The organism is Prescottella sp. GW823-FHT02E09 (assembly GCF_058797375.1).
In genome coordinates this window covers 211,975-236,228 of the sequence record NZ_JBXAJP010000001.1, presented here as the reverse complement: position 1 = coordinate 236,228, position 24,254 = coordinate 211,975, and the positions used below count along the sequence as shown (strand labels likewise).

Here is a 24,254-nt window from a genome sequence, read left to right as displayed (position 1 = left end):
TCAGGGGTGTTTCGGGGACCTTTCGCGCAGTCTCCGCAAAGCGGAGATGCACCGGTCGGCTACCCGAACACGACCAGGCAGACCGCGGCGAAGTGGCACAGCGCCGCGACCGCGGTGGCGGCGTGGAAGAATTCGTGATGCCCGAATGTCTGCGGCCAGGGATTGGGCCACTTGGTGGCGTAGAGGACCGCGCCGACGCTGTAGAGGACGCCGCCGATCGCGAGCAGGACCAGAGGCAGCACGCCGGCCTCGTCGACGAGGTCCCCGGCCACGGGAACGATGGCCCATCCGAGCAGGAGATAGAGCGGGACTCCGACCCAGCGAGGGGCGGTGGGCCACAGCATCTTCAGCGCTATGCCGGCGAAGGCGCCGCACCAGACGACCGTCAGCAGGATCGCCCCGGTGCGTGGTGGGAGCGCCAGCAGTCCGAACGGGGTGTAACTGCCGGCGATGAACAGGAAGATCATCGAGTGGTCGGCACGCTTCATCCATGTGCGGGCGCGCACGGTGTGCCAGTGGATGCGGTGGTAGGTGGTGCTCACCGCGAACAGGCCGCACACGGTGAGGCTGTAGGTCAGCGTCGCGAGCCCGGCGCGTGGCGATTCCTTCGCGTAGGCGAGTGAGACCAGTACGGCGCTCGCCAGGATCGCGACCACCAGCGACCACGCGTGGATCCAGCCACGCATGCGCGGCTTGACCGGCAGGTCGTCCAGTCCGAGTGCCGTCATGTCGGTGCCCCTGTCGTTGTTCCGCCTGGTGGTACCGTCCCGCGCCACCAAACCTACGCAACCGTAACCTACGGTTGGGTAACTAAATGTAGCGGTGGCGAACGTCTCCGTGCCGACACTGTGACCACCGTCGCGGGTGCGCGGGGTTCGCGGCGTAGTCTTTCTTCTCGTGGTGATGTCCAGGTGAAATTGCGCGGCCTGCTGTACAGCATCTACGAGCGACGGCTCCTGCGCCGTCTCGACGGTTTACAGCATCCGCGCCATGTGGCGGTGATGTGCGACGGCAATCGCCGGTGGGCGCGGGAGAACGGATTCACCGACGTCAGCCACGGGCACCGGATGGGTGCGCGCAAGATCGCCGAACTGCTGCGCTGGTGCGACGCGGCAGGCATCGAGATGGCCACCATCTATCTGCTCTCCACCGAGAACCTGCGCCGCGAACCCGAGGAACTCGACACCCTCCTCGAGATCATCACCGACGTCGTCGAGGAGATCTCCGCGCCGGGCCGGAACTGGAGCGTCAAGATCGTCGGAACGCTCGATCTGCTCCCGGACGAGCAGGCGCGTCGCCTGCGGGAGGCGGCTGAGAGCACCCGTGGACGCACCGGCACGCACGTCAACGTCGCGGTCGGCTACGGCGGCCGGCAGGAGATCGCCGATGCGGTGCAGTCGTTGCTGCGCGAGAAGCTCCGTGAGGGGCTCACCGGCGACGACCTCGTGAAAGCGATGAGCGTCGAGGGCATCGACAGCCACCTCTACACGTCGGGACAACCCGATCCCGATCTGGTGATCCGGACGTCGGGGGAGCAGCGGCTGTCGGGATTCCTGCTGTGGCAGAGCGCGTACTCCGAGATCTGGTTCACCGAGGCCTACTGGCCCGAGTTCCGGCGCGTCGACTTCCTGCGCGCGCTGCGCGATTACGCGGCCCGGCACCGTCGGTTCGGCACCTGACCGACCGCTACCGCACCGGCGGTGTCATCGCCGGGAACCAGACGTCGGTGAGGATCTCCGCAGCCTGCTCGCGGGAGACCTCGATGGTGCCCTGCACCGCCCACCGGGTGAAGAAGCGTTCGAGTTGGGTGACGAGTAGTTCGATCCGCAGGCGAGCTTCCTGTTCCCGGTCGTCTCCCCATCGCGCCAGGTACGACGGCATCGCGCTCGGCAGTGCCGAGATGGCCTCGCGGGCCGCCTCGCGGAACTCCGGTTCGAGGGCCAGTGCCTCGTCCCAGGCGGGCAGGATCGCGCGGTTGCGGTCGAACCAGTCGATGGCCCGGCCCACCCAGCGAGCGAACTCGTCCCGCGATCCGCTGTCGAGGACCTCGTCGAGGTCGGCGTAGACCGACGCCGCGCGCGGCTCCATCGCTTCGGACCCGATCTTGCGCAGGACGTCGGTCTTGCCGGTGAAGTGCAGATAGAAGGTGGCGCGACTGCAGCCGGCTGCCGACGTGATGTCGTCGATCTTCACGGCCGCGTAGCCGCGCGCCGCGAACAGGTCACGGGCGCAGTCCAACAGCCGGAGTCGGGTGATCCGCTTCTGTTCGTCGCGCTGCGTCGGCTTCCTGTCGGCCTCGGCCCTGGTCCCGATCTGGTTCACCTCACACCTCCGATCGCATCGTACGGACCGGTGCCGTGCCGGTCCGCGAGGCTTCGCTTGACAGTGTGTCAGTGAATCCGGTTCTATGACGCAGATCACGCTCTGTCAGGTTTGACGTTCGATTCAAGCGCGGGAGAGGAACGACCATGCCCCAACTGCCCCAGGTGTGCATCATCGGCGCCGGCTGCTCGGGATTCACCACCGCGAAGCGCCTCAAGGATCACGGCGTCCCCTACGACTGCTTCGAGGCCTCCGACGACGTCGGCGGCAACTGGTACTACAAGAACCCGACGGGCATGTCGTCGTGCTACGAGAGCCTGCACATCGACACGTCGTCGACGCGGTTGCAGTTCGAGGACTTCCCGGTGCCGGCGGACTGGCCGCACTTTCCGCACCACACGCTGATGCACGGCTACTTCCGTGACTACATCGAGAAGTTCGGTCTGCGCGAGACCATCACGTTCGGCACCATGGTCGAGAAGGCCGTCCGCAACGCGGACGGGACCTGGGCGGTCACGCTCGATACCGGTGAGACCCGCACGTACGACGCGCTCGTCGTCGCGAACGGCCATCACTGGGATCCGCGGATGCCGGAGTATCCCGGCACGTTCGACGGCCGGATCATCCACAGCCACGACTACCTCAATGCGTTCGACCCGATCGACATGCGCGGCAAGAACATCGTCGTCGTCGGGATGGGCAACTCGGCGCTCGACATCGCCTCGGAACTGTCGCACCGGTCGATCGCGAGGCACGTCTGGGTGTCCGCACGTCGCGGGGTGTGGGTGCTGACCAAGTACCGCGAGGGCAAGCCGGCGGACAAGATGATGATGCCGCCGTGGATGCCGAAGAAGCTGGGCCTGAAGATCGCCCGGCGCAAGATCAAGAAGTCGCTGGGCCGGATGCAGGACTACGGCCTGCCCGAGCCCGATCACGAGCCCCTCGGCGCGCACCCGTCGGTGAGCATCGACTTCCTCGCGAAGGCCGGATCCGGTGACCTGACGTGTGTGCCGGCGATCGAATCACTCGACGGCGACCACGTCCGCCTGGTCGACGGCCGCCGGATCCCGGCCGACGTGATCGTGTGCGCCACCGGATACAACATGAGCTTCCCGTTCTTCGAGGATCCGTCGCTGCAACCCGATGCGCAGCACCGGCTCCCGCTGTTCAAGCGGATCATGCAGCCCGGCGTCGACAACCTGTTCTTCATGGGTCTGGCGCAGGCGTCGCCCACGATCGTCAATCTCGCCGAGCAGCAGAGCAAGCTCGTCGCCGGTGTGCTCGACGGCAGCTACGCGCCGCCGGCCACCGACGAGATGCGCCGGATCATCGCGGCCGACGACGCGGCGAGCCTGGCGCAGTACTACCAGACGCCCCGCCACACCATCCAGGTGGACTTCGCACGCTACGTCCGGGATCTGAAGAAGGAGATCGCCGCCGGGGAGAAGCGGGCGCAGAGTGTGTCGGTGGGGGCACGGTGACGCCCGTCGAGGGGTTCGCCGACCCGAGCTTCGCAGGGCTGCGAGATCTGCTGCAGCGCAACCTCGATGACGGCACCGATGCCGGTGCGTCGGTGTGTGTCGTGCGCGATGGCGAGATCGTCGTGGACCTGTGGGGCGGCGTCGCCGATGTCGACACCGGCGCCCGCTGGGTCAAGGACACCGTCGCCAACACGTATTCGCTGACCAAGACGATGACGGCACTCACGGCGCTCGTGCTCGTCGATCGCGACCTGCTCGATCCCGACGCGCCGGTCGCCCGGTACTGGCCGGAGTTCGCCGCGAACGGCAAGGACGGTGTCCTGGTGAGGCACGTCCTCGGACACACGTCGGGTGTGAGCGGTTGGCAGCGACAGGTGACGGTCGCCGACATCTGCGACGGCGTCCTCGCGGAAGATCTGCTCGCCGAGCAGGCGCCGTGGTGGGAGCCGGGTTCCGCGTCGGGCTACCACGCCACGAACTACGGGCACCTCGTCGGCGGCCTGGTCCGCCGGATCACCGGCCGCAGTCTCGGCGAGTTCTTCGCGACCGAGGTCGCGGGGCCGTGCGGCGCCGACTATCTGATCGGCACACCCGCCGACGTGGATCCGCGGGTCGCGCCACTGATTCCGCCGCCGCCCACCGGATTCGACTACGGCGCGCTCCCGGCGGACAGCGTCTTCGTCAAGACCATGACCAATCCTGTGATCCCGATCCCGGAGACGTCGAGCAGGCAGTGGCGTGGCGCCCAGATCGGCGGTGCCAACGGCCACGGCAATGCCCGGTCGGTGGCCCGCGTCCAGGCGGTGATCTCGCACGGCGGGCGGGCCGTCTCCGGCGCGGAGGTCCTGCGACCGGAGACCGTCGAGCGCGTGTTCGATGTTCAGGCCGACGGCGTCGACCAGGTGCTCGGCGCCGTACTGCGGTTCGGACTCGGGTACGCGTTGCCCGCTCCGTCGATCCACCCCTCGATCCCCGACGGTCGGGCGTGCTGGTGGACGGGCTACGGCGGGTCGATCGTCGTCAACGACCTGGAGCGCCGGATGACGTTCGCGTACGTGATGAACAAGATGACCCCGCAACTCCTCGGCGCGCCACGTACCGAGGAATACGTCGCCCGGACGTACGCGGCGCTGTGACCTCGGGTGTCCTGTGCGCCGCACGGGGGACGCACAGGACACCCGGATCCCTCAGAGCTTTCGGAGTCGCAGGCGGTTGATGGTGTGATCGGCGTCCTTGCGGAGCACCAGAGTCGCGCGCGGGCGGGTCGGCAGGATGTTCTCGACCAGGTTGGGCCGGTTGATCGAGTTCCAGATGTCCTCGGCCGCCAAGGTCGCGTGCTCGTCGGACAGCGCCGCGTAGTGGTGGAAGTGCGCGTTGGGGTCGGCGAAGGATGTCTTACGCAGCGCCAGAAAACGTTTGATGTACCAGGCTTCGATGTCCTCGATGCGCGCGTCGACGTAGATCGAGAAGTCGAACAGGTCCGAGACCATCAGCCGGGGGCCGGTCTGCAGCACGTTCAGGCCCTCGATGATGAGGATGTCGGGCTGTCGGATGAGGTGGTACTGGCCCGGGATCACGTCGTACGAGGTGTGTGAATAGACCGGGGCGGCAACCTCTTCCGCACCGGACTTGACCTCGGTGACGAACCGCAGCAGCTTGCGGCGGTCGTAGCTCTCGGGAAAACCCTTGCGGTGCATGATGCCGCGTCGGGTGAGTTCGGCGGTGGGGTAGAGGAACCCGTCGGTGGTGACGAGGTCGACCCGCGGGTGGTGTTCCCAGCGGGCGAGCAGCGCCTGCAGGACGCGGGCCGTGGTGGACTTGCCGACCGCGACGCTGCCGGCGACTCCGATGACGAACGGCACCTGACGGTCGGGGTGCTTCTCGCCGAGGAAGGTTGCGGTGGCGGCGAACAGACGCTGTCGGGCGGCGACCTGCAGGTGGATCAGTCGCGCGAGCGGGAGGTAGACCTCGGCGACCTCGTCGAGGTCGATCTGCTCACCGAGACCACGCAGGCCCACGAGCTCTTCCTCGGTGAGTACGAGCGGCGTCGACTTGCGCAGCTTGCGCCACTGCTTGCGGTCGAACTCGACGTAGGGGCTGGACTCGCTCACCCGTGCCATCGGTGCACCTCTCGGGAGAGCGGCTCCGACTGCGATCGGTGCATGCGCGTGCTGGGGGGAGGCAGGTGCATGAGCCAGATTGTGCTCGCAGCCACACACCGCCGATGCGCCGGGTCCACTTCGCACCGAAAACGACTAGTGTCAGCCGCCATGGAGCTCGACACACTGGTGCGTGAATACCTCCTGCTGGGTCTGCGTTTCGACCGCCTGGAGGAGGGGTTCGTCGATGCCTACATCGGTGATCCGGCATTGCGCCGTCAGGTGGAGAACGAGCCGCGGCCGGATCCGCGCACACTCGTCGGCGATGCCCGTGCGCTGCGCGCCGAACTGCCTTCGGGCGGATTGAGTGAGGACCGGACGAGGTTCCTCGAGGCCCACCTGACGGCGTTGGAGTGCTCGGCGCGCAAGTTCGCCGGCGACGACATCGGCTTCGTCGACGAGGTGGCAGCGTATTTCGACGTGCGGATCGCGCCCGGCGACGAGGAGCGGTACCGCGACGCGCACCGTCGGATGGATGCCGTCCTGCCCGGACCGGGCACCCTCGCCGAACGCATGGAGGCGCACCGCGCGGCCGACCGGATCCCACCGGATCGGTTGCAGGCCTGCGTCGAGGCGTTCGACAGCGCGCTGCGCGACCGTGTCCGCGCCGAGTACACGCTGCCCGAGCACGAGCGGGTCGACTACGAGGTGGTCGGCGACAAGCCGTGGTCCGGGTTCAACTACTACCTCGGCGGCTACCGCTCCACGGTCGCGATCAACTCCGATCTCGACCAGCACATGTCGAACCTGCCGCGGCTGATCGCGCACGAGTCCTATCCCGGTCACCACACCGAGCACTGCCGTAAGGAGGCCGGACTGGTGGGGGCCGGTCAGCTCGAGCAGACGCTGTTCGTCGTCAACACCCCGCAGTGCCTGATGGCGGAGGGACTGGCGGATCTGGCGCTGGAATCCGTCGTTGGCGAGGGCTGGGGGCGCTGGGCGCAGGAGATCTACGCCGACCTGGGTCTGCGGTTCGACGGCGAGCGGGCGGAGGAGCTCGCGGCGGCGTCGAGCGGGCTGCTGTCGGTGCGGCAGGACGCCGCGCTGCTGCTGCACGATCGCGGAGCGAGCGCCGACGACGTCGCCGAGTTCCTGCAGCGTTGGACGCTGTCGAGTCCCGAGCGGGCGCGGCAGAGCCTGCGGTTCCTGTCGTCGCCGTTGTGGCGCGCGTACATCAGCACGTACGTCGAGGGATATCGCCTGCTCGGCGGCTGGCTGGCCCAGGCTCCGGTCGGGCCCGAGAGGTCCGAGCGGTTCCGCCGACTGCTCGACGAACCCCTCACTCCGGGTGCGCTACGCGGCGACCTCGTGAGCGCTGACGGAGCCGCCTCGATGCTCGGCCGAGGTCGTCCTTAGACTGGGAGCGATACTTCCGCAATCCAGCCTGGAGATTCGCTGATGACTGCTGTGCCTGCCACCGACGTGAATACCGCGTCCCTCGCCGAACTGGACCCCGAGGTCGCCACCGCGATGGCGGGTGAGTTGTCGCGTCAGCGTGACACTCTCGAGATGATCGCGTCGGAGAACTTCGTTCCCCGCGCGGTGCTCGAGGCCCAGGGCAGCGTGCTGACCAACAAGTACGCCGAGGGCTACCCGGGTCGTCGCTACTACGGCGGCTGCGAGTTCGTCGACGTCGTCGAGGACCTGGCCCGCAACCGCGCCAAGGACGTCTTCGGTGCCGAGTTCGCGAACGTCCAGCCGCACGCCGGCGCGCAGGCCAACGCCGCGGTGCTGATGGCGCTGATGAACCCGGGCGAGAAGCTCATGGGCATGGACCTCGCGCACGGCGGTCACCTCACCCACGGCATGAAGCTGAACTTCTCGGGCAAGCTGTACGAGGTCGCGTCGTACGGCGTCCGCGAGGACACCCACGTGGTCGACATGGACCAGGTCCGCGAGACCGCGCTCGCCGAGCGTCCGCAGGTCCTGATCGCCGGCTGGTCGGCGTACCCGCGCCACCTCGACTTCGCGGCGTTCCGTTCGATCGCCGACGAGATCGGCGCCAAGCTGTGGGTCGACATGGCGCACTTCGCCGGTCTGGTCGCCGCGGGTCTGCACCCGTCGCCGGTCCCGCACGCCGACGTCGTGTCCACCACCGTCCACAAGACGCTCGGTGGCCCCCGCTCGGGCATGATCCTGGCGAAGAAGGAGTGGGCGAAGAAGCTCAACTCCTCGGTGTTCCCCGGTCAGCAGGGCGGCCCGCTGATGCATGCGATCGCTGCGAAGGCTGTCGCCATGAAGATCGCCGGCACCCCGGAGTTCAAGGCGCGCCAGGAGCGCACCCTGGCCGGTTCGAAGATCCTGGCCGAGCGTCTGGGTGGCGCCGATGTCGCCGGCAACGGCATCTCGGTCCTCACCGGTGGCACCGACGTGCACCTGGTGCTGGTCGACCTGCGTCACTCGCAGCTCGACGGCCAGCAGGGTGAGGATCTGCTCCACGAGATCGGTATCACCGTCAACCGCAACGCGGTGCCGTTCGACCCGCGTCCGCCGATGAACCCGTCGGGCCTGCGGATCGGTACCCCGGCCCTGGCCACCCGCGGCTTCGGCGACGCCGAGTTCACCGAGGTCGCCGACATCATCGCGACCGCCCTCGCCAACGGTGCCGCCGCGGACGTGCCGGCCCTGCGTGCCCGCGTCTCCAAGCTGGCCCAGGACTTCCCGCTGTACGACGGCCTCGAGAACTGGGGCCTGCTGCCCAAGGCCTGATCCTTCCGGACCACGACGACGGCCCGCCCCTTGTCGGGGCGGGCCGTCGCGTTGTTCATACGGGTGGGACACCCCTCTGTGCATCGGTGGGTCACCGGGTTGTTTCCGGTTTGCCGGTATTCGTCAGTCTTCCGTCGTAGACTTCGCGCGCCACGACGGTTCCCAGGGGGAGAGATCACATGAGTCCACGCACGGCGGCTGCCGGCTTCAGACGTCGGTTCGCGGTCGGTCCGGCGGCGCTCGTCGCCACCACCGCGGTCGGGCTGGTGCTCGGTGCCTCGGCACCGGTCTCGGCCGAACCGGCGGCCCCGAGCAGCGCCGTCCGCGCCGCCGAGGTCACGTCGACCACCGACATGGGTGGCGAACGGACCCGGCTGGCGGTGTACTCGCCCTCGATGGACCGGGACATCCTCGTCGACGTCCTGCGCCCGCAGGGCGCCGACGGTACCCGTCCCACGCTGTACCTCCTCGACGGAGCGGAGGCCGATCCGTCCGCGAGCGCGTGGACCATGATCACCGATCTCGAGACGGTCGCCCGCGGGCAGAACGTCAATGTGGTGCTGCCTATCGGCGGTGCACACACGTACTACACCGACTGGCAACGCCCGGACCCGGTCCAGGGGAAGGTCGCATACGAGACTTTCCTGACGAAGGAACTGCCGCCGGTGATCGACGCGTGGGCCGGCGGCAACGGCGCCAATGCCATCGGCGGTGCGTCGATGGGCGGCGCCGCTGCCCTCACCCTCGCGGCCCGCAACCCGGATCTCTACCGCGGCGTCGCCGGCTACAGCAAGTGTGCGGACACGTCGAGCCCGATCAACCAGTGGGTCATCCAGTACGACGTGCGCCGCGGTGGCGGCGATCCGCTGAACATGTGGGGTCCGTCGACCGATCCGGCATGGGCCGCCCACGATCCGAGCGTGAACGCGGAGAAACTGCGGGGCAAGACGATCTATCTGTCCTCGGGCTCGGGAATTCCCGGTCAGTACAACAAGCTGCTCGGCGACTCGTTCGAGCAGACAGCGTCGGGAATGTTCGTCGAGTTCGGGACCTTGGTGTGCACCGCCGGCCTGGGCGCACGCCTCGATTCGCTCGGCATCGAGCACACCACCAATCTGCGTCCGACGGGCACCCACCGCTGGAGCTACTGGAACGACGAACTGAAGGCATCGTGGCCGATCCTCATGGAATCGCTCGGGGTCGAGGTCGACGAGCCGGCGCCGCCGGTCGTGCAGGGCAGCAGCGAGTCGTGACATCGTGGTCGGCTGCCGCGGCGTCATCGCGACACCGCTCGGCCGATTCGGAGTAGTCGCCAGAACCTTCTCGCCGCGTTGATGATTCAGAATGGTCGTACTGAATCCGTCGATGAAGGAATCTGCCGTGCTCGTACGTTCCGTGCCCGCGACCGTCCCCGACCACGAGTGGGCGAGGATCGTCGATTCGTTGACCCGTCGGGGTTTCCTCGCGGGGGTGGGGCTGTCCGTCGCCGCCGTTGCGACCGGATGCGGGAGCGGCGGTGCGGCGGGGCGTGATTCGGCGTCGGACACGGCCGCGGACGTGTCGGACGAGTTCGGTCCCGTCGCGGTGCCGGCCGACCCGCAGCGGATCGTCGTCGTCCACGTCAGCGCGCTGGTGACCCTGCTCGATCTCGGGATCCCGGCCGACCGGATCGTCGGCGGTTTCTTCGGAGCCGACGGTGTGCAGGGCGATGCCGTGCTGCGCACGATGCCGGAGGCCGCCGGAATCCCGAACATCGGCACCGCCGGGACGTGGAACCTCGAGGCGATCGTGAACACCGACCCCGACCTGATCGTCATGCTGTCGCACGGCAGCCCGTTCTTCACGAAGACGAAGAACGAACTGGCCTCCACGGGCGTGCCGGTGTTCGCGGGCTTCAACGGCTACACGACGTGGGAGCACCTCGAGCGGCTCGTCACCACCCTCGGTGTCGGCGTGCGCCGGGAGGCCGAGGCGGCAGCGCTGGTGCAGCAGACCCGTCAGCGGCGCGACGAGCTGAAGACACGGCTGTCCGCACTGGGCGCCCTGCCGTCGGTCACGCTGCTGCGGGCGGGCGAGGGCGGTGTCATGTACAGCCAGGTCGACCCACTGCTCAGTGCCGTCGGATTCCCCGGCGACCGACCCTCGGCCGACGAGTTCGCCCGCGAGATCCCCGCCGAGAGGATCGACAGCGTCACCAGCGACGTCGTCATCGTGAGTGCGTTCGGCGACTTCGACGATATCCGGACGCAGATGGCGCTCAATCCGCTCTGGGAGCGGTTGCCCGCGGTCCGTGCCGGGCGCGTCCACTATGTCGACGACAGCCTGTGGGGAGCGGGCTACTCGCCGCGCGCGACCCTGATGCGCTTCGACGACATCGAGCGGATCTTCACGTGACCCGCGAACACTTAACGCGGCGTTCACTCGACACGCCGTGCGTGAGCATCGCGCACCCGGGAGGACGGGCGTAGCGTCCCGGATAACAGGCAGCACGGGTAGCTGACTGTACGGGAGGTCCTGATCGTGGCTGATGCAGTCAGTGCGAGGGGGCCGGCGCCCGGCCCTCGTGTCGATTGACACTCGGGTTCGGACCGGTCCAGCGACATACGTTTGCGCGGGTGCCACGCAGACAACGAGGAGCCTCACGTGACCGCAATCAGCTCCGTCCGCACCTACGTCCTCGACACCTCGGTCCTGCTCTCGGACCCGTGGGCTGTCAGTAGATTCGCCGAACACGAGGTGGTCCTGCCGCTGGTCGTGATCAGTGAACTCGAGGACAAGCGTCACCATCACGAGCTGGGATGGTTCGCCCGCGAAGCACTGCGGATGCTCGACGACCTTCGTCTCGAGTTCGGTCGACTCGACCGTCCCGTGCCGATCGGCACCGAGAACGGCACGCTCCAGGTGGAGCTCAACCACACCGACCCGTCGGTGCTTCCCGTCGGATTCCGGACGGACAGTAACGATTCCAGGATTCTCGCCTGCGCCCTCAACCTCGCCGCCGAGGGCCGGGACGTGGTACTGGTGAGCAAGGACATCCCGCTGCGCGTCAAGGCCGGCGCAGTCGGTCTGCCGGCGGACGAGTTCCGTGCCCACGACGTCGTCCCGTCCGGTTGGACCGGGATGACCGAGTTGGACGTCGAGTCCGGCGCCATCGACCAGCTGTTCTCCGAGGGCGTCGTCGATCTCGACGAGGCCCGGGAGTTGCCGTGTCACACCGGTATCCGTCTACTGGGTGAACGGTCGAGTGCGCTGGGGCGTGTCACACCGGACAAGCGGGTACAACTGGTGCGCGGCGAACGGGAGGCATTCGGCCTGCACGGCCGGTCCGCGGAACAGCGCGTCGCGCTCGACCTGCTGCTCGACGAGAGCATCGGCATCGTCTCGCTCGGCGGCAAGGCCGGCACCGGCAAGTCCGCGCTGGCGTTGACGGCGGGGCTCGAGGCAGTCCTCGAACGGCGCAGCCACCGCAAGGTCGTCGTGTTCCGGCCGCTGTACGCCGTCGGCGGGCAGGAGCTCGGCTACCTGCCGGGCAGCGAGAGCGAGAAGATGGGGCCGTGGGCGCAGGCCGTGTTCGACACCCTCGACGGCCTCGCGAGCCCCGAGGTGATGGAGGAGGTGCTCAGCCGCGGCATGCTGGAAGTGTTGCCGCTCACGCATATTCGTGGCCGTTCGCTGCACGATTCGTTCGTGATCGTCGACGAGGCGCAGTCACTCGAACGCAACGTCCTGCTCACCGTGTTGTCCCGGCTCGGCAGCGGCTCGCGGGTCGTGCTCACCCACGACGTCGCCCAGCGTGACAACCTCCGGGTCGGCCGACACGACGGCGTCGCCGCAGTCATCGAGAAGCTCAAGGGTCACCCGCTGTTCGCGCACATCACCCTTACCCGCAGCGAACGCTCGCCCATCGCTGCACTGGTGACGGAGATGCTCGAGGAGTTCGGTCCCACCGCCTGACCCACGACCGGCCGAATGTCACATACGTTCAGTCGGATCGAACGTATGTGACATTCGGCGCGGGGGACGTCTGGGTGAACCTGCTGGATGTGCTTCTTCCGGCTACGAATCCGCCGGCTGCCAACCTGGGCCCTTGAACACGTACCCGAGCCGTGCACGCCAGGTCGTCGCCTGTCTGAAATCCGATGCGATGGAGCTGAACTCGTGGAACGCGACGCGCACGGGTTGGAAGGTTCCGATGTTCTTCGTGAGCCCGTAGACCACCCGCTCGCCCTCGGGTTCGAAAGTGCCGAAGAGTCGGTCCCAGACGATGAGGATCCCGCCGTAGTTGCGATCCAGATACTGCGCGTTGGACCCGTGATGGACGCGGTGGTGCGAGGGGGTGTTCAGCACCCATTCGATCGGCTTCCACATCGTGCCGACCCGTTCGGTGTGGATGAAGAACTGATACAGCAGGCTGATCGACTGCTGCAGCAGGATCATCCAGGGCGGAAAACCGAGGAACGCCAGGGGAAGCCAGAACGGGAGCGAAGACATCGGCGTCCACGGCTGCCGCAATGCCGTAGACAGGTTGTAGTACTCGCTCGAGTGGTGCACCACGTGGCTCGCCCAGAAGATCCGAATGGTGTGGTGGGTCCGGTGGTACCAGTAGTAGAGGAAGTCGTCGGCGAAGAAGAGCGCGATCCAGGTCAGGGGGTTGTCGGTGGGCAGGTGGATCGGGCTGATCGTGTAGGCGGCGGCATAGGTCGCCAACACGACGAGCTTCCACCCGAGGTTGACCACGACGTTCCCGATGCCCATTGTGAGACTCGTTGCGGTGTCGCGAAGTCCGTAGCCGCGTTGGTCCTCGTCGCGCAGGAAATGGAACGAGGCGGCCTCGAGAACGAGGCAGATCACGAACACCGGAATCGCGGTCCGAATCAGGTCGAACATCTCAGATCCCCTCGGACAGTGTGGTGACCACGCCGCTCAACATGCGTTCGGCGTGGGCGCGGGCCTCGTCGCCGCTCCGGTCCACTATCAGCGTGGCGAGCCGGACGTGGCTGTCGCGATCCGCCACCTCCATTGCGAGGCCGGAGAATCGGTCGATCCCGAGGCCGTCGATCGCGGCGACGAGCGTGTTGTAACCGAGTCGGTACGCGATGTTGCAGGATCCTTCGATGACGGCCTCCCAGAACTCGGTGTCGGCATCGGGATCGGGATAGCGCTCGGCAGCGGTCGCGATCCGTGTGAGCGTCGCGTCGTCGGCGCGTTCGGCGCAGGCGCGGACCGCGTCGGCGCCGACGGATCGGCGCATCTCGGCCACGTCGTGCAGCACCTTCACGGGTGGGACGGCCCCGGCCCGAACCAATTCGACGAGCACATCGAGGCCCGCGTGCGTTCGCCAGTCGAGCACGAGGGTCTTGCCGCCCTGGGCTATGCGGATCAGTCCCGCCTGTCTGATGCGTTTGAGCGCTTCCCGCACCGCATGCCGGTTGACCTGGAACTGCTCGGCGAGTTCGCGTTCGGACGGGATCGGCGAGCCCGCGGCGAACCGTCCGGACAGGATCTCGTCGACCAGTCCGGCGAAGACCAGATCGGAGACGGATTCGCGAAGCACTGGGGCGATGGCCATGCGCCCATGCTGGATCAGAACGGGGCGGCTGGTCAACTGGTTGGACCAATTTTTCTATCCCGGGCCTTCCGATGGCCCGCATTGTTGGATGGAATTTCTACCGGAAATGTTCGGACGAGGGCGTTATCGATGCAGGTGAATGTATGTAGGTGTGCCAAATCGTTGATCAATAGTGAAACGTGTTCTAGGTTTCGAGTGCAAGCTTTCGCACTCGGATCAGGAGCGGTTATGGCAGCGCACACGGAGCGGGACGAGCAGTTCGACGTGGTTGTGGTGGGTGCCGGCGGGGCCGGTATGGCCACTGCGATCACGGCCGCGAAGCAGGGTCTGAAGGTGGTCATCGTCGAGAAGTCGGAGTACTGGGGCGGCTCGACGTCCCGTTCGGGCGGCGGCGTGTGGATCCCCGGGAACTCGGTACTGAAGCGTGACGCACCCGCCGACGACATCGAGGCCGCTCGCACCTACCTGCACAGCATCATCGGGCCCGGAGTGGATCCGTCGCGGATCGACACCTACATCGATCGTGGCCCCGAGGCGCTGCAGTTCTTCATCGACAACTCCCCGCTGAAGCTCGAGTGGGTGAAGAACTACTCCGACTACTACCCGGAGGCCCCCGGCGGTCTGTCGTCCGGACGGTCGTGCGAACCCACGCCGTTCGACGCCCGCAAGCTCGGTGCCGATCTCGACACCCTGCACCCGCCCTACAGCAAGACTCCACTGAACGTCGTTGTGAAGCAGTCGGATTACCGGTGGCTCAGCACGGGACTGCGGCACTGGCGCGGACCGGTCCGCATGCTCCGGGTCGGCATGCGGACCTTCGTGGCCAAGGCGCGTCGGCAGAAGCTGATCGGCATGGGCGGCGCACTGATGGCCGAGTTGCTGCTCGGGGTGCGTGAGGCCGGGATTCCGTTGCGCCTGAACACCGGGCTCGTCGACCTGGTGGTCGAGGACGGCCAGGTGACGGGTGTCGTCGTCGAATCCGGTGGCGAGAAGAGCACTCTGCGGGCCGCGCACGGCGTCGTGCTGGCCTGCGGCGGCTTCGACGCCAACGACGAGATGCGCAAGAAGTATCAGCGGGCGCCGATCGGTGCGGACTGGACCATCGGCGCCCCGTCCAACACCGGTGACGGCATCAACGCGGGGCTGAAGGTCGGCGCCGCAATCGATTTCATGGACGACGCCTGGTGGGCGCCGTCCATTCCGCTGCCGCGGGGACCGTGGTTCGCGCTCGCGGAGCGGTCACTACCGCGCAGCATCATGGTCAACGACCGTGGTGAGCGCTTCATGAACGAGTCGCTGCCGTACGTCGAGGCGACGCACCGCATGTACGGCGGCGAGTTCGGTCAGGGTGACGGTCCGGGCGAGAACCTGCCCTGCTGGCTGATCTTCGACCAGACCTACCGTGACCGCTACCTGTTCGCCGGGGTGACCGCGCGCAGTCCGCTGCCGCGCAAGTGGCTCGAGAGCGGGACGATCGTCAAGGCGTCCACGGTCGAGGCGTTGGCCGAGAAGATCGGGATCCCGGCCGGCGTGCTCGCCGCGACGGTCCGACAGTTCAACGGCTTCGCCCGCACCGGCGTCGACGAGGACTTCCACCGCGGCGAGAGCAAGTACGAGCACTACTACGGCGACATCACCAACAAGCCCAATCCCAGCCTCGGCGAGCTCACCAAGGCGCCGTTCTATGCCGCGCAGATGGTGCCCGGCGACCTGGGTACCAAGGGCGGCATCGTCACCGACGTCGCGGGACGGGCCCTGCGTGAGGACGGCTCGGTGATCGACGGGCTGTACGCGGCCGGCAACACCAGTGCGCCGGTGATGGGGCACACGTACGCCGGACCGGGCGCCACCATCGGCCCCGCACTCGTGTTCGGTTACCTTGCGGCCCTGGATATCGCAGCGAAGGCGGGCCGGTCGGTCAGTCGTCGCTGAGCGGACCCAGTTCGGCCTCGAGGACCTCCTGTACGACGCGCATCGCGGCCAGTCCGGCGGGGGCGCCGCAGTAGGCGCTCGCGTGGATGACGGCCTCGACGATCTCGGTGCGGGTCAGCCCGTTCCGCAGCGCGCCGCGGACGTGGCCGCGCAGTTCGTTCTCTGCACGCAGCGCGATCAGCATGCCGAGGTTGATCAGGCTGCGGCTGCGGCGGTCCAGACCGGGACGCGTCCACACCGATCCCCACACGTGCTCGGTGATGAACTCCTGGATGTCCTCCGAGTCGGTGCCGCGGGTGCGCTCGAAAGCCCGCTCGACGAAGTCGGCACCCATCACCTCGGTGCGGACACCCAGTCCGGCCTGGAATGCGGGGGAGGTGTTCTGGTGCTCTTCGCTCATCGTCGTCGGCTTCCTGTGCAGGGTCTGGCGGCACACATCGCCGGTACCGCACGATCTGGGAGCCTACTCGCGTCGCTACCGGCGAAGGAGGGAGCGGGCCGTCGCCGTGACGGTGCCCACGGCGAGGTTGCCCCAGCTGAACCGGTCCCGCCAGAGCGCGATCCGGCCGTCGCGGATCTCGAACGTCCCGCACACCCAGAACGTGGAGCGCAGCGGCCCCACGAACAGGGTGTCGATGCGCTCGGTGAGGACGGTGTCGCCGTCGCTCGCGATGTTCTGCATGACGGCTTCGAAGCGGCGCGTCGGCCGATTCGCGAACGCGAGGGCACGGCGCACCGCTGGTAGTCCGCGCAGCGTCGGCAGGGTCCGGTTCTGCCACACGATGTCGGGCGTGAGGTACTCGGCGGCGCGGTCGACGTCCAGATCGGTGAGGGCGGAGAAGAATTCCTCGACCACCCGGACGGCAGTGTCGCTACGGTCGGCGTCGGATGTCGCGTTCATGGAGCACTCCTGGTGAAGGTGCCGAGGTGGTCGGTGTCGAAGTACTCGAGCACGACGGTGTTCCCGGTGAAGGTGGCCTTGGAGATCGAGCCGTCCGGGGCGTTCTCGCCGTCGGGGGAGAAGACGAAGGTGTCGCCGTCCCAGTGTGTGAGCGGGAAGGCCAGCCCCTTCGGTCCCATGGTCAGCACCAGGCCGCCGTCGCGCTCGGTGACCTGCGCGGGGCCGAAGTAGTCGTTGGCGTACGTACCCGAGTAGGCCCCGAGGGGTTGTGCCGGAGCCGGATCGGTGGGTGGTTGCTGCCCAACGAGTGAACCCTCCGGCGCGTCGAACTCGGAGAACTTCTCACTGTACAGCGCGGTCCAGTCCTCGCGGATCTCGCCGAACTGCACCAGATCCGCGAACTCGGCGGTGAGGGTCTCGGGCACACCGATCGGGGCCGCGTTGGTGAGAGCGACGATCGCGACGTCGGCGGACGGTATCGCGACGAAGCTGGTGGCAGCGCCCAGCGTGAATGCGCCCGAATGTCCGAGCGTGACCCGTCCGGCCGGGCTGGTGCCCACGTTGAATCCGAACCCGTAGAAGCCGGCGCGCGTGTCCGGGGTGGTGGGGGGAGAGGAGGCGCTCTGTGGGGAGATCGCGGGCAGCAGCGCCTCGGCCGGGATCAGTTGTCGCCCGTCGACCCGGCCGTCGCCCAGCAACATCGTCAGCCACGCGGTGAGGTCGGCGACGGATGAACTGACGCCGCCGGCCGGGGACTGGGCGTCGGGCTCGCGCACTGCCTGCGCGACGTATTTTCCGTCGACCGACATGTGTCCCACCGCACGATTCTCGCGTCCGGCGTAGTCCGCGAACCGGGAACTGGTGTCCGACATGCTCAACGGCCCGTAGATCGTCTGCTGCGACAGGGTGGCCCAGTCGGTACCCGACGCGGTCGCGACGGCCTCTGCGGCCGCAGTGAGCCCGAAGTTGGTGTAGGCGTAGGAATCCCGGAACGGCGTGAGGGGTAGCTGCCGCAGCCTCTCGAGCACCTGACCGCGGTCGTAGCCGAGGTCCTCGAGCTCGTCTCCGGCGTGGTCGGGCAGGCCGGAGCGGTGCGCGTACAGGTCACCGACGGTGACGTGCTCGGACACGTAGGGGTCGGCCAGAGCGAAACCGGGAAGTTCGGTCGCCACGGGGGAGTCCCAGTCGACGACGCCGCTGCCGACCTGTCGTGCCACGACCGTCGCCCCGATCGGCTTGGACATCGATGCCAACTGGAAGACGGTGTCGGCGTCCACCTTGTCCGGCTTGCCCACCTCGCGCACTCCGAACCCCTTCGCGTACAGGGTTTCTCCTCCGTGTACGACGGCGACAGCCATCCCGGGGATGCCGGAGTCCGCCATCAGCTTCTCCGCCAGCCCGTCCAACTGTGTGACGGCTTCGGCGACCGAGGCCTCGGGCAGCGGAACTCCGGCGACCTGTGCGGGATTCCGTGGCGGGGTGGACGTGGGCCCTGCCGTGTTCCCGTCCGGGGCGGAACTGCATGCGGTCGCCAGTGCCGACACGACCGCGACTGCGAGCGCACCGCGACGGAATGAGCGCATGGTGGACCCTTCTCTCCAGTCGGATGGTAGACCGACCTGCGATGCTCCGTGGGCGAACAGCGGGCCCGCGGTCTACTCCGTGGGCTCCACCTTCGTCATGGCGAGCACGTCGAGCCGACGATCCAGCTCGGACTCCGTCAGCCCGTCGCCGATCAGCCCTCGGTCGATCACGGTCTGTCGGATGGTCTTCTTCTCCCTCAGGGCCTGCTTCGCGACGGCCGCGGCCTCCTCGTAGCCGATGGCGGAGTTCAGTGGGGTGACGATCGACGGTGACGACTCGGCGAGCATCCGCAGGTGCTCCTCGTTCGCCTCCAACCCCACGATGCAACGGTCGGCGAACAGTCGGGAGACGTTGGCCAGTAGGCGGAACGACTCGAGCAGGTTGCGGGCCATCACCGGGATGTAGACGTTGAGCTCGAAGGCCCCGGCGGCGCCACCCCACGCGACCGTCGCATCGTTGCCGACGACCTGGGCCGCGACCTGGGTGACCGCCTCGGGCAGAACGGGATTGACCTTGCCGGGCATGATCGAGCTGCCCGGCTGCAGATCCGGGAGTCGGATCTCGCCGAGGCCGGTCAGTGGCCCCGACCCCATCCAGCGGATGTCGTTGGCGATCTTCGTGAGCGACACGGCCACGGTACGCAGCGCGCCGGACGCCTCCACCAGACCGTCACGGGCGGCCTGCGCCTCGAAACTGTTGCGGGCGGGGGAGAGTGCGTCGAGACCTGTGGTGCGGACCAACTCCGCGACGACGCGAGGACCGAACCCGTCGGGGGCGTTGAGCCCGGTCCCGACGGCGGTGCCGCCGATGGGCAGCTCACCCAGGCGGGGGAGCGTCGCGAGAACCCGCTCGATGCCTGCCTCGATCTGTCGGGCGTACCCGCCGAACTCCTGACCGAGGGTGACCGGGACGGCATCCATCAGATGGGTGCGGCCGGACTTGACCACCGTCTGCCACTGGGCGGCCTTGTCGAACAGGGCGAGCCGCAGATGATCGAGCGCGGGCACGAGATCCTTGACGGCGGCCTCGGTCGCCGCGACGTGGGTGGCAGTGGGGAAAGTGTCGTTCGAAGACTGCGACATGTTGACGTCGTCGTTGGGATGGACGGTCACGCCGGCCCTCGCCGCGAGGCTCGCGATCACCTCGTTGGCGTTCATGTTCGAACTCGTCCCGGATCCGGTCTGGAACACGTCGATCGGGAACTGGTCGTCGTGGCGGCCGGCGGCGATCTCGTTCGCCGCCGCGACGATCGCGTCGGCCTTGGTGGATTCGAGCAGTCCCAGATCCTTGTTGACCTGCGCGCAGGCGGCTTTCAGGAGCCCCATCGCGCGAATCTGGGCGCGTTCGAGGCCACGGCCGGAGATCGGGAAGTTCTCGACGGCCCGCTGCGTCTGCGCGCGCCACAGCGCGTCGGCCGGGACCCGGACCTCGCCCATCGTGTCGTGTTCGATGCGGAACTGGGGATCGGTGCTGTCGGTCATGGATCCAGCTTGCCACCGCTGGAAGAGCTGAAGGGTCCCTTCGTGCGCTCGCAGCGCACGAAGGGACCCTTCAGCTGGGGAACTGGAGGTGGTCGATCAGGGCATCGGCGGCTGCGCGCCGTCGACTCCGTCGAAGTTGATCGACGAGAACTCGTGCAGCTTCTCGAGGCGGTGGTAGGCCTCGATCATGCGGACGGTGCCGGACTTGCTGCGCATGACGATCGACTGGGTCGTCGCGCCGCCACCGTAGTAGCGCACGCCCTTGAGCAGGTCACCGTCGGTGACGCCGGTCGCGCAGAAGAAGATGTTCTCGCCTGTGACCAGTTCCTCGGTCCGCAGGACGCGGTCGAGGTCGTGGCCGGCGTCGATCGCCTTCTGACGCTCGGCGTCGTCGGTCGGGGCCAGGCGGCCCTGCAGCGCGCCGCCCATGCAGCGCAGTGCGGCCGCGGCGATGATGCCCTCGGGGGTGCCGCCGGTGCCCAGCAGCATGTCCACGCCCGACTCGGGGCGGGCCGTCGCGATCGCGCCGGCGACGTCACCGTCGGAGATCAGGCGGATGCGCGCGCCGGTCTCGCGGATCTCGCGGATGATCTCGGCGTGACGTGGACGGTCCAGGATGGTCACCGTCGTGTCCGACACCGCGCGATTCTTCGCCTTCGCGACGCGGCGGATGTTCTCGGAGACGCCGGCGGCCAGATCGATGACGTCGGCGGCCTCGGGGCCGACCGCGATCTTGTCCATGTAGAACACCGCGGACGGGTCGAACATCGCGCCGCGCTCGGCGACCGCGAGGACCGCGATGGAGCCGGGCGCGCCCTTGCTCATCAGCGTCGTGCCGTCGATCGGGTCGACCGCGACGTCGCACAGCGGGCCGTCGCCGTTGCCGACTTCCTCGCCGTTGTAGAGCATCGGGGCTTCGTCCTTCTCGCCCTCACCGATGACGACGACGCCCTGCATCGAGACCGAGCTCACCATATGGCGCATGGCATCGACGGCAGCGCCGTCGCCGCCCTCCTTGTCACCCCGCCCGACCCAGCGGCCCGCAGCCATGGCGGCCGCTTCTGTGACGCGTACCAGCTCGAGAGCGAGGTTGCGGTCCGGGGCCTCGCGGCGACTCGATGGGGTGCTGGCCGTCATGGGCAGTGCCTCCTGCTGCAGTCACGGTCGGCACAATGTGGTGGCCGACACGATGGGACGGCGACCGCGGTGCGGCCTGCCGTCGATTCGGTGGACGAATCTCGAGGTGATTCTCTCAGAACCCCCACGATGAGTGGGCTGCTGGGCCACCCCGACGGTGGAACAGGAATACTGGACACCGTGCCCGAGAAGAAGCCCCGCATTCTGCAGAACGGCCATGACATGGCGTGGTCGCTCATTCCGCTCGTTCTGGCGTGTCTGCTGATCGCGGGAATTGCGAGCCAGTGCTCGTTCAGCCCGGGTGGCCCCACACCCGGCCCCATCCCCAGCTTCGACGCCGATGCCGCGTTCAAGTACGACTCCCGCGAGCTCGGGTTCCCGATCCGGCAGCCGGAGATCCCCGAGGGCTGGACGGCGAACTCGGGCAGCCGCAGCATCGTCTCCGGCGATGGTGGCGGCGACTCGAGCAACATCGGGTTCATCACCGAGATCGGCCGCTACCTCCAGCTGACCCAGAGCGATGCGACCGTCGAGGCGCTGGTCCCGTTCATCGCGGGGGAACCGCGCATCCAGACGGGCACCGAGCAGGTCGGCGGCCGCACCTGGGACGTGTTCGACGACGGTGACTCCGAGGCGATCTGGGTCGCCGACTTCGGCGACGCCCGAGTGCTCCTCACCGGCCCGGCTCCGGTGGAGGACTTCACCCAGCTCGCGACCGCGATCGGCGGCGTCGAGCCGATGCAGCGCTAGGGCCGGACACGCGGTCGACCCTGCCGACGATTACTCGTCGGCGGTGTCGGCGGGGTCGTCGTCGGCGTGTGCAAGTGCGTCCTCGACCCGCTTGCGGGCGCCCGCGAGGTGCTGCTCGCAGCGCTTGGCCAGGGCCTCGCCGCGCTCCCACAGTGCAAGCGACTCGTCCAGGTCCAGTCCGCCCAACTCGAGGGTCTTCACGACGACGACCAGTTCGTCGCGCGCCGCCTCGTATCCGAGTTCGGTCACATCCGTGTTGCTCATGGTGCTCAAGACTCTCTTCCCATCACGGCGGCGCGGACGGCGCCGTCGGCCAATCTGACTCGGATCTGCGTGCCGGGCGGTGCGTCGTCCACCGACCGCAGCACCTCGGGCTCGCTGTCACCGTGGACGCGCTGCACCACCGCGTAGCCGCGGGCAAGGGTCGCGGCGGGGCCGAGAGTGGCCAGCCGTGCCCGCAGGTGCTCGACAGCGGTCGCTTCGGCGTCGATCGTGCGGGTGACGTCCCGGCGGGCGGTGACGCGGAGGCGTTCGACCTCCTCGGCCCGGCGGTCGATCCCGGACAGGGGATCTGCGAGCACCGGGCGGCTGCGGAGTTGCGCGACCAGATGCGACTCCCGCTGCACCCAGTTCCGCAGCGCGGCGGCGCTCCGCTGGCGTAGATCGGACACCAACGCCTGCTCGGCGACGGCGTCCGGTACGACGCGCTTGGCGGCGTCGGTGGGTGTGGCCGCGCGCAGATCGGCGACGTGGTCACTGAGCGGGCTGTCCGGTTCGTGGCCGATCGCGCTCACCACCGGCGTGGTGCACGCGACGATCGCACGGCACAGCGCCTCGTCGGAGAACGGCAGCAGATCCTCGACGCTGCCACCGCCGCGGGCGAGGATGATGACGTCCACGTGCGGGTCGCGGTCCAGTTCCCGGAGCGCTTCGATGATCTGGGGCACCGCGGTGGGGCCCTGCACGGCGGTGTTGCGGACCTCGAACCGCACGGCCGGCCAGCGGCGCTGGGCGACGCTGAGCACGTCCCGCTCGGCCGCGCTGGCACGTCCGGTGACGAGGCCGATCGTGCCGGGCAGGAACGGCAGCGGACGCTTGAGCCGGGGGTCGAACAGGCCTTCGGCGGCCAGCAGCGCGCGCAGGCGCTCGATCCGGGCCAGCAGTTCACCGATGCCGACCGCGCGGATCTCCGTCACCCGCAACGAGACGCTGCCGCGACCGGTGTAGAAAGACAGCTTCCCGAACATCACGACCCGGCTGCCCTCGGTGAGCGGCACCGGGGCGTCCCGCAACAGCTGCGGGGAACATGTCACCGACAGTGACATGTCGACCGACGGATCGCGCAGGACGAGAAACGCGGTCCGTGTCCCCGGGCGGGCGTTGATCTGGGTGATCTGACCCTCGACCCACACACTGCCGAGCCTGTCGATCCACTGCGCGACCTTGGTCGAGACGGTCCGGACCGGCCAGGGCTGTTCGGCCGTGCTGGGCGACGGGCCACCGGCGGCGGAGGCGGGGCGCGCGGAAGTCACTTGGCTTTGGCGGAGGTGATGCGATTGGCGAGCATGGTCTGGAACGGTGCCCGAGCCGCGGTGCGCTCCTCGTACTCGAGCAGCGTGCTCAGATCCTCCACCGACAGCGAACGCAGGCGCGAGCGCAGTTGGGCGAGCGTGAGCGCCGCGTAGTCGAGTTCCTCGGCGATCTCCGGAACCGGGATCTCGTCGGAATCGTCGGCCGTCGTGTCCGGGATCGGCGTCTTCGGGGTCGTGGTGGCGGTGGGGGCCGCCGGGGTCGACGCCGCTTCCCCCGCCTCGCCGGTGTCGGCGGGCGTCATCGAGTACAGCGCGAACCGGCCCGGTGCCGCTGGACGGTCGTCCTCGACATCGACCTCACCGTCGGTGTCGAAGCCGGAGGAGCGGTCCTCGTCGAACACCGCCCACGACGGCTCCTCCTCGGCGCGGTTGAGCAGACAGAACGCCTGGTCGCCCTTGATGGCGAGCGCAGTCATGGACTGCTGCATCCGCATCGTCGTCTGCAGGACCTGGCTGACCGCGGTCATCGGCAGTGTCACGGCTGTGGACGGCAGCTTGAGCGCCTCTTCGTAGGCCGTGATGGCCATTCCGGCGGCGACGCGCGCCACGAACGGGGGACGGATCATGCAAACAGCCTGCCTCACGATGGCGCGATTTGGTAGCTGACGGGACCGAACGTCGGCGAGAGGTCGTGTAC

The 24,254-nt window shown here is 68.1% G+C and carries 23 protein-coding genes; 10 read left to right on the top strand and 13 right to left on the bottom strand.

The window, feature by feature from the left end; translation table 11 throughout:
• Positions 1-59 precede the first annotated feature (59 nt).
• Positions 60-728 carry a PAQR family membrane homeostasis protein TrhA gene (trhA, locus tag AC1RIF_RS01140; protein WP_492599536.1) on the bottom strand — a complete coding sequence of 223 codons (669 nt, stop codon included), beginning with the start codon at positions 726-728 and terminating at the stop codon, positions 60-62.
• Between the two features lie 183 nt (positions 729-911).
• Between trhA and AC1RIF_RS01135 the strand changes: the two genes are divergently transcribed.
• Positions 912-1,679, top strand: coding sequence for an isoprenyl transferase (locus tag AC1RIF_RS01135; protein ID WP_492599535.1), 768 nt, complete (start codon positions 912-914; stop codon positions 1,677-1,679).
• 7 nt (positions 1,680-1,686) lie between these two features.
• On the opposite strand, the gene AC1RIF_RS01130 is transcribed toward AC1RIF_RS01135, so the two are convergent.
• Positions 1,687-2,322, bottom strand: coding sequence for a TetR/AcrR family transcriptional regulator (locus AC1RIF_RS01130; protein ID WP_492599534.1), 636 nt, complete (start codon positions 2,320-2,322; stop codon positions 1,687-1,689).
• A 146-nt stretch (positions 2,323-2,468) separates the two neighbouring features.
• On the opposite strand from AC1RIF_RS01130, the gene AC1RIF_RS01125 reads away from it, so the two are divergent.
• Complete coding sequence (locus tag AC1RIF_RS01125) at positions 2,469-3,803, top strand: flavin-containing monooxygenase (RefSeq protein WP_492599533.1); 1,335 nt, start codon at positions 2,469-2,471, stop codon at positions 3,801-3,803.
• On the top strand, positions 3,800-4,939 hold the full coding sequence (locus AC1RIF_RS01120) for a serine hydrolase domain-containing protein (protein ID WP_492599532.1): 1,140 nt from the start codon (positions 3,800-3,802) through the stop codon (positions 4,937-4,939). The genes AC1RIF_RS01125 and AC1RIF_RS01120 overlap by 4 nt, the downstream gene beginning before the upstream one ends.
• A gap of 51 nt (positions 4,940-4,990) precedes the next feature.
• Here the strand turns inward: AC1RIF_RS01120 and coaA are convergent, their stop codons facing one another.
• The gene (coaA, locus tag AC1RIF_RS01115) at positions 4,991-5,923 is read right to left on the bottom strand and encodes a type I pantothenate kinase (RefSeq protein ID WP_114718318.1); all 933 of its coding nucleotides are present in this window, start codon (positions 5,921-5,923) and stop codon (positions 4,991-4,993) included.
• A gap of 150 nt (positions 5,924-6,073) precedes the next feature.
• On the opposite strand from coaA, the gene AC1RIF_RS01110 reads away from it, so the two are divergent.
• The 5 genes from AC1RIF_RS01110 (at position 6,074) to phoH2 (ending at position 12,625) form a co-directional block, all read left to right on the top strand.
• Positions 6,074-7,318 carry a DUF885 domain-containing protein gene (locus tag AC1RIF_RS01110; protein WP_492599531.1) on the top strand — a complete coding sequence of 415 codons (1,245 nt, stop codon included), beginning with the start codon at positions 6,074-6,076 and terminating at the stop codon, positions 7,316-7,318.
• 42 nt (positions 7,319-7,360) lie between these two features.
• Positions 7,361-8,671, top strand: a complete 1,311-nt coding sequence (gene glyA / locus AC1RIF_RS01105; protein ID WP_492599530.1) for a serine hydroxymethyltransferase — start codon at positions 7,361-7,363, stop codon at positions 8,669-8,671.
• Between the two features lie 179 nt (positions 8,672-8,850).
• Complete coding sequence (locus tag AC1RIF_RS01100) at positions 8,851-9,924, top strand: alpha/beta hydrolase (RefSeq protein WP_492599529.1); 1,074 nt, start codon at positions 8,851-8,853, stop codon at positions 9,922-9,924.
• Positions 9,925-10,051: 127 nt separating this feature from the next.
• Positions 10,052-11,065 (top strand): ABC transporter substrate-binding protein, encoded by a 1,014-nt coding sequence (locus tag AC1RIF_RS01095; protein ID WP_492599528.1) that lies wholly within the window; start codon positions 10,052-10,054, stop codon positions 11,063-11,065.
• A 249-nt stretch (positions 11,066-11,314) separates the two neighbouring features.
• Positions 11,315-12,625, top strand: coding sequence for an RNA 5'-3' helicase PhoH2 (gene phoH2, locus AC1RIF_RS01090; protein WP_492599527.1), 1,311 nt, complete (start codon positions 11,315-11,317; stop codon positions 12,623-12,625).
• Between the two features lie 102 nt (positions 12,626-12,727).
• On the opposite strand, the gene AC1RIF_RS01085 is transcribed toward phoH2, so the two are convergent.
• Together AC1RIF_RS01085 and AC1RIF_RS01080 are read right to left on the bottom strand one after the other, a co-directional pair.
• Positions 12,728-13,558: a sterol desaturase family protein gene (locus tag AC1RIF_RS01085; protein ID WP_492599526.1), complete on the bottom strand. Its 831-nt coding sequence runs from the start codon at positions 13,556-13,558 to the stop codon at positions 12,728-12,730.
• Position 13,559: 1 nt separating this feature from the next.
• Complete coding sequence (locus tag AC1RIF_RS01080) at positions 13,560-14,240, bottom strand: FadR/GntR family transcriptional regulator (protein ID WP_492599525.1); 681 nt, start codon at positions 14,238-14,240, stop codon at positions 13,560-13,562.
• A 228-nt stretch (positions 14,241-14,468) separates the two neighbouring features.
• Between AC1RIF_RS01080 and kstD the strand changes: the two genes are divergently transcribed.
• Positions 14,469-16,172 (top strand): 3-oxosteroid 1-dehydrogenase, encoded by a 1,704-nt coding sequence (kstD, locus tag AC1RIF_RS01075; protein ID WP_492599524.1) that lies wholly within the window; start codon positions 14,469-14,471, stop codon positions 16,170-16,172.
• Here the strand turns inward: kstD and AC1RIF_RS01070 are convergent.
• The 5 genes from AC1RIF_RS01070 to glpX all read right to left on the bottom strand — a co-directional run bounded on the left by AC1RIF_RS01070 (position 16,159) and on the right by glpX (position 21,275).
• Complete coding sequence (locus AC1RIF_RS01070; RefSeq protein ID WP_492599523.1) at positions 16,159-16,572, bottom strand: carboxymuconolactone decarboxylase family protein; 414 nt, start codon at positions 16,570-16,572, stop codon at positions 16,159-16,161. The two genes, kstD and AC1RIF_RS01070, sit on opposite strands and share 14 nt — an antisense overlap.
• Positions 16,573-16,647: 75 nt before the next feature.
• Positions 16,648-17,073: a limonene-1,2-epoxide hydrolase family protein gene (locus AC1RIF_RS01065; RefSeq protein WP_492599522.1), complete on the bottom strand. Its 426-nt coding sequence runs from the start codon at positions 17,071-17,073 to the stop codon at positions 16,648-16,650.
• A complete protein-coding gene (locus AC1RIF_RS01060; protein ID WP_492599521.1) occupies positions 17,070-18,656 on the bottom strand; it encodes a serine hydrolase in 1,587 nt (528 codons plus the stop codon). The genes AC1RIF_RS01065 and AC1RIF_RS01060 overlap by 4 nt, the downstream gene beginning before the upstream one ends.
• Before the next feature lie 72 nt (positions 18,657-18,728).
• Complete coding sequence (locus AC1RIF_RS01055) at positions 18,729-20,138, bottom strand: class II fumarate hydratase (RefSeq protein WP_492599520.1); 1,410 nt, start codon at positions 20,136-20,138, stop codon at positions 18,729-18,731.
• A 96-nt stretch (positions 20,139-20,234) separates the two neighbouring features.
• Positions 20,235-21,275 carry a class II fructose-bisphosphatase gene (gene glpX, locus AC1RIF_RS01050; RefSeq protein ID WP_492599519.1) on the bottom strand — a complete coding sequence of 347 codons (1,041 nt, stop codon included), beginning with the start codon at positions 21,273-21,275 and terminating at the stop codon, positions 20,235-20,237.
• 129 nt (positions 21,276-21,404) lie between these two features.
• On the opposite strand from glpX, the gene AC1RIF_RS01045 reads away from it, so the two are divergent.
• A complete protein-coding gene (locus tag AC1RIF_RS01045) occupies positions 21,405-22,025 on the top strand; it encodes a DUF4245 domain-containing protein (RefSeq protein ID WP_492599518.1) in 621 nt (206 codons plus the stop codon).
• Between the two features lie 30 nt (positions 22,026-22,055).
• On the opposite strand, the gene AC1RIF_RS01040 is transcribed toward AC1RIF_RS01045, so the two are convergent.
• From AC1RIF_RS01040 to AC1RIF_RS01030, 3 genes are read right to left on the bottom strand one after another with little or no spacing between them, the layout of a single operon-like run.
• Complete coding sequence (locus AC1RIF_RS01040) at positions 22,056-22,289, bottom strand: exodeoxyribonuclease VII small subunit (RefSeq protein WP_492599517.1); 234 nt, start codon at positions 22,287-22,289, stop codon at positions 22,056-22,058.
• A gap of 5 nt (positions 22,290-22,294) precedes the next feature.
• On the bottom strand, positions 22,295-23,557 hold the full coding sequence (gene xseA / locus AC1RIF_RS01035) for an exodeoxyribonuclease VII large subunit (RefSeq protein WP_492599516.1): 1,263 nt from the start codon (positions 23,555-23,557) through the stop codon (positions 22,295-22,297).
• Positions 23,554-24,183 carry a lipid droplet-associated protein gene (locus AC1RIF_RS01030; RefSeq protein WP_492599515.1) on the bottom strand — a complete coding sequence of 210 codons (630 nt, stop codon included), beginning with the start codon at positions 24,181-24,183 and terminating at the stop codon, positions 23,554-23,556. The genes xseA and AC1RIF_RS01030 overlap by 4 nt, the downstream gene beginning before the upstream one ends.
• Between the last annotated feature and the right edge of the window lie 71 nt (positions 24,184-24,254).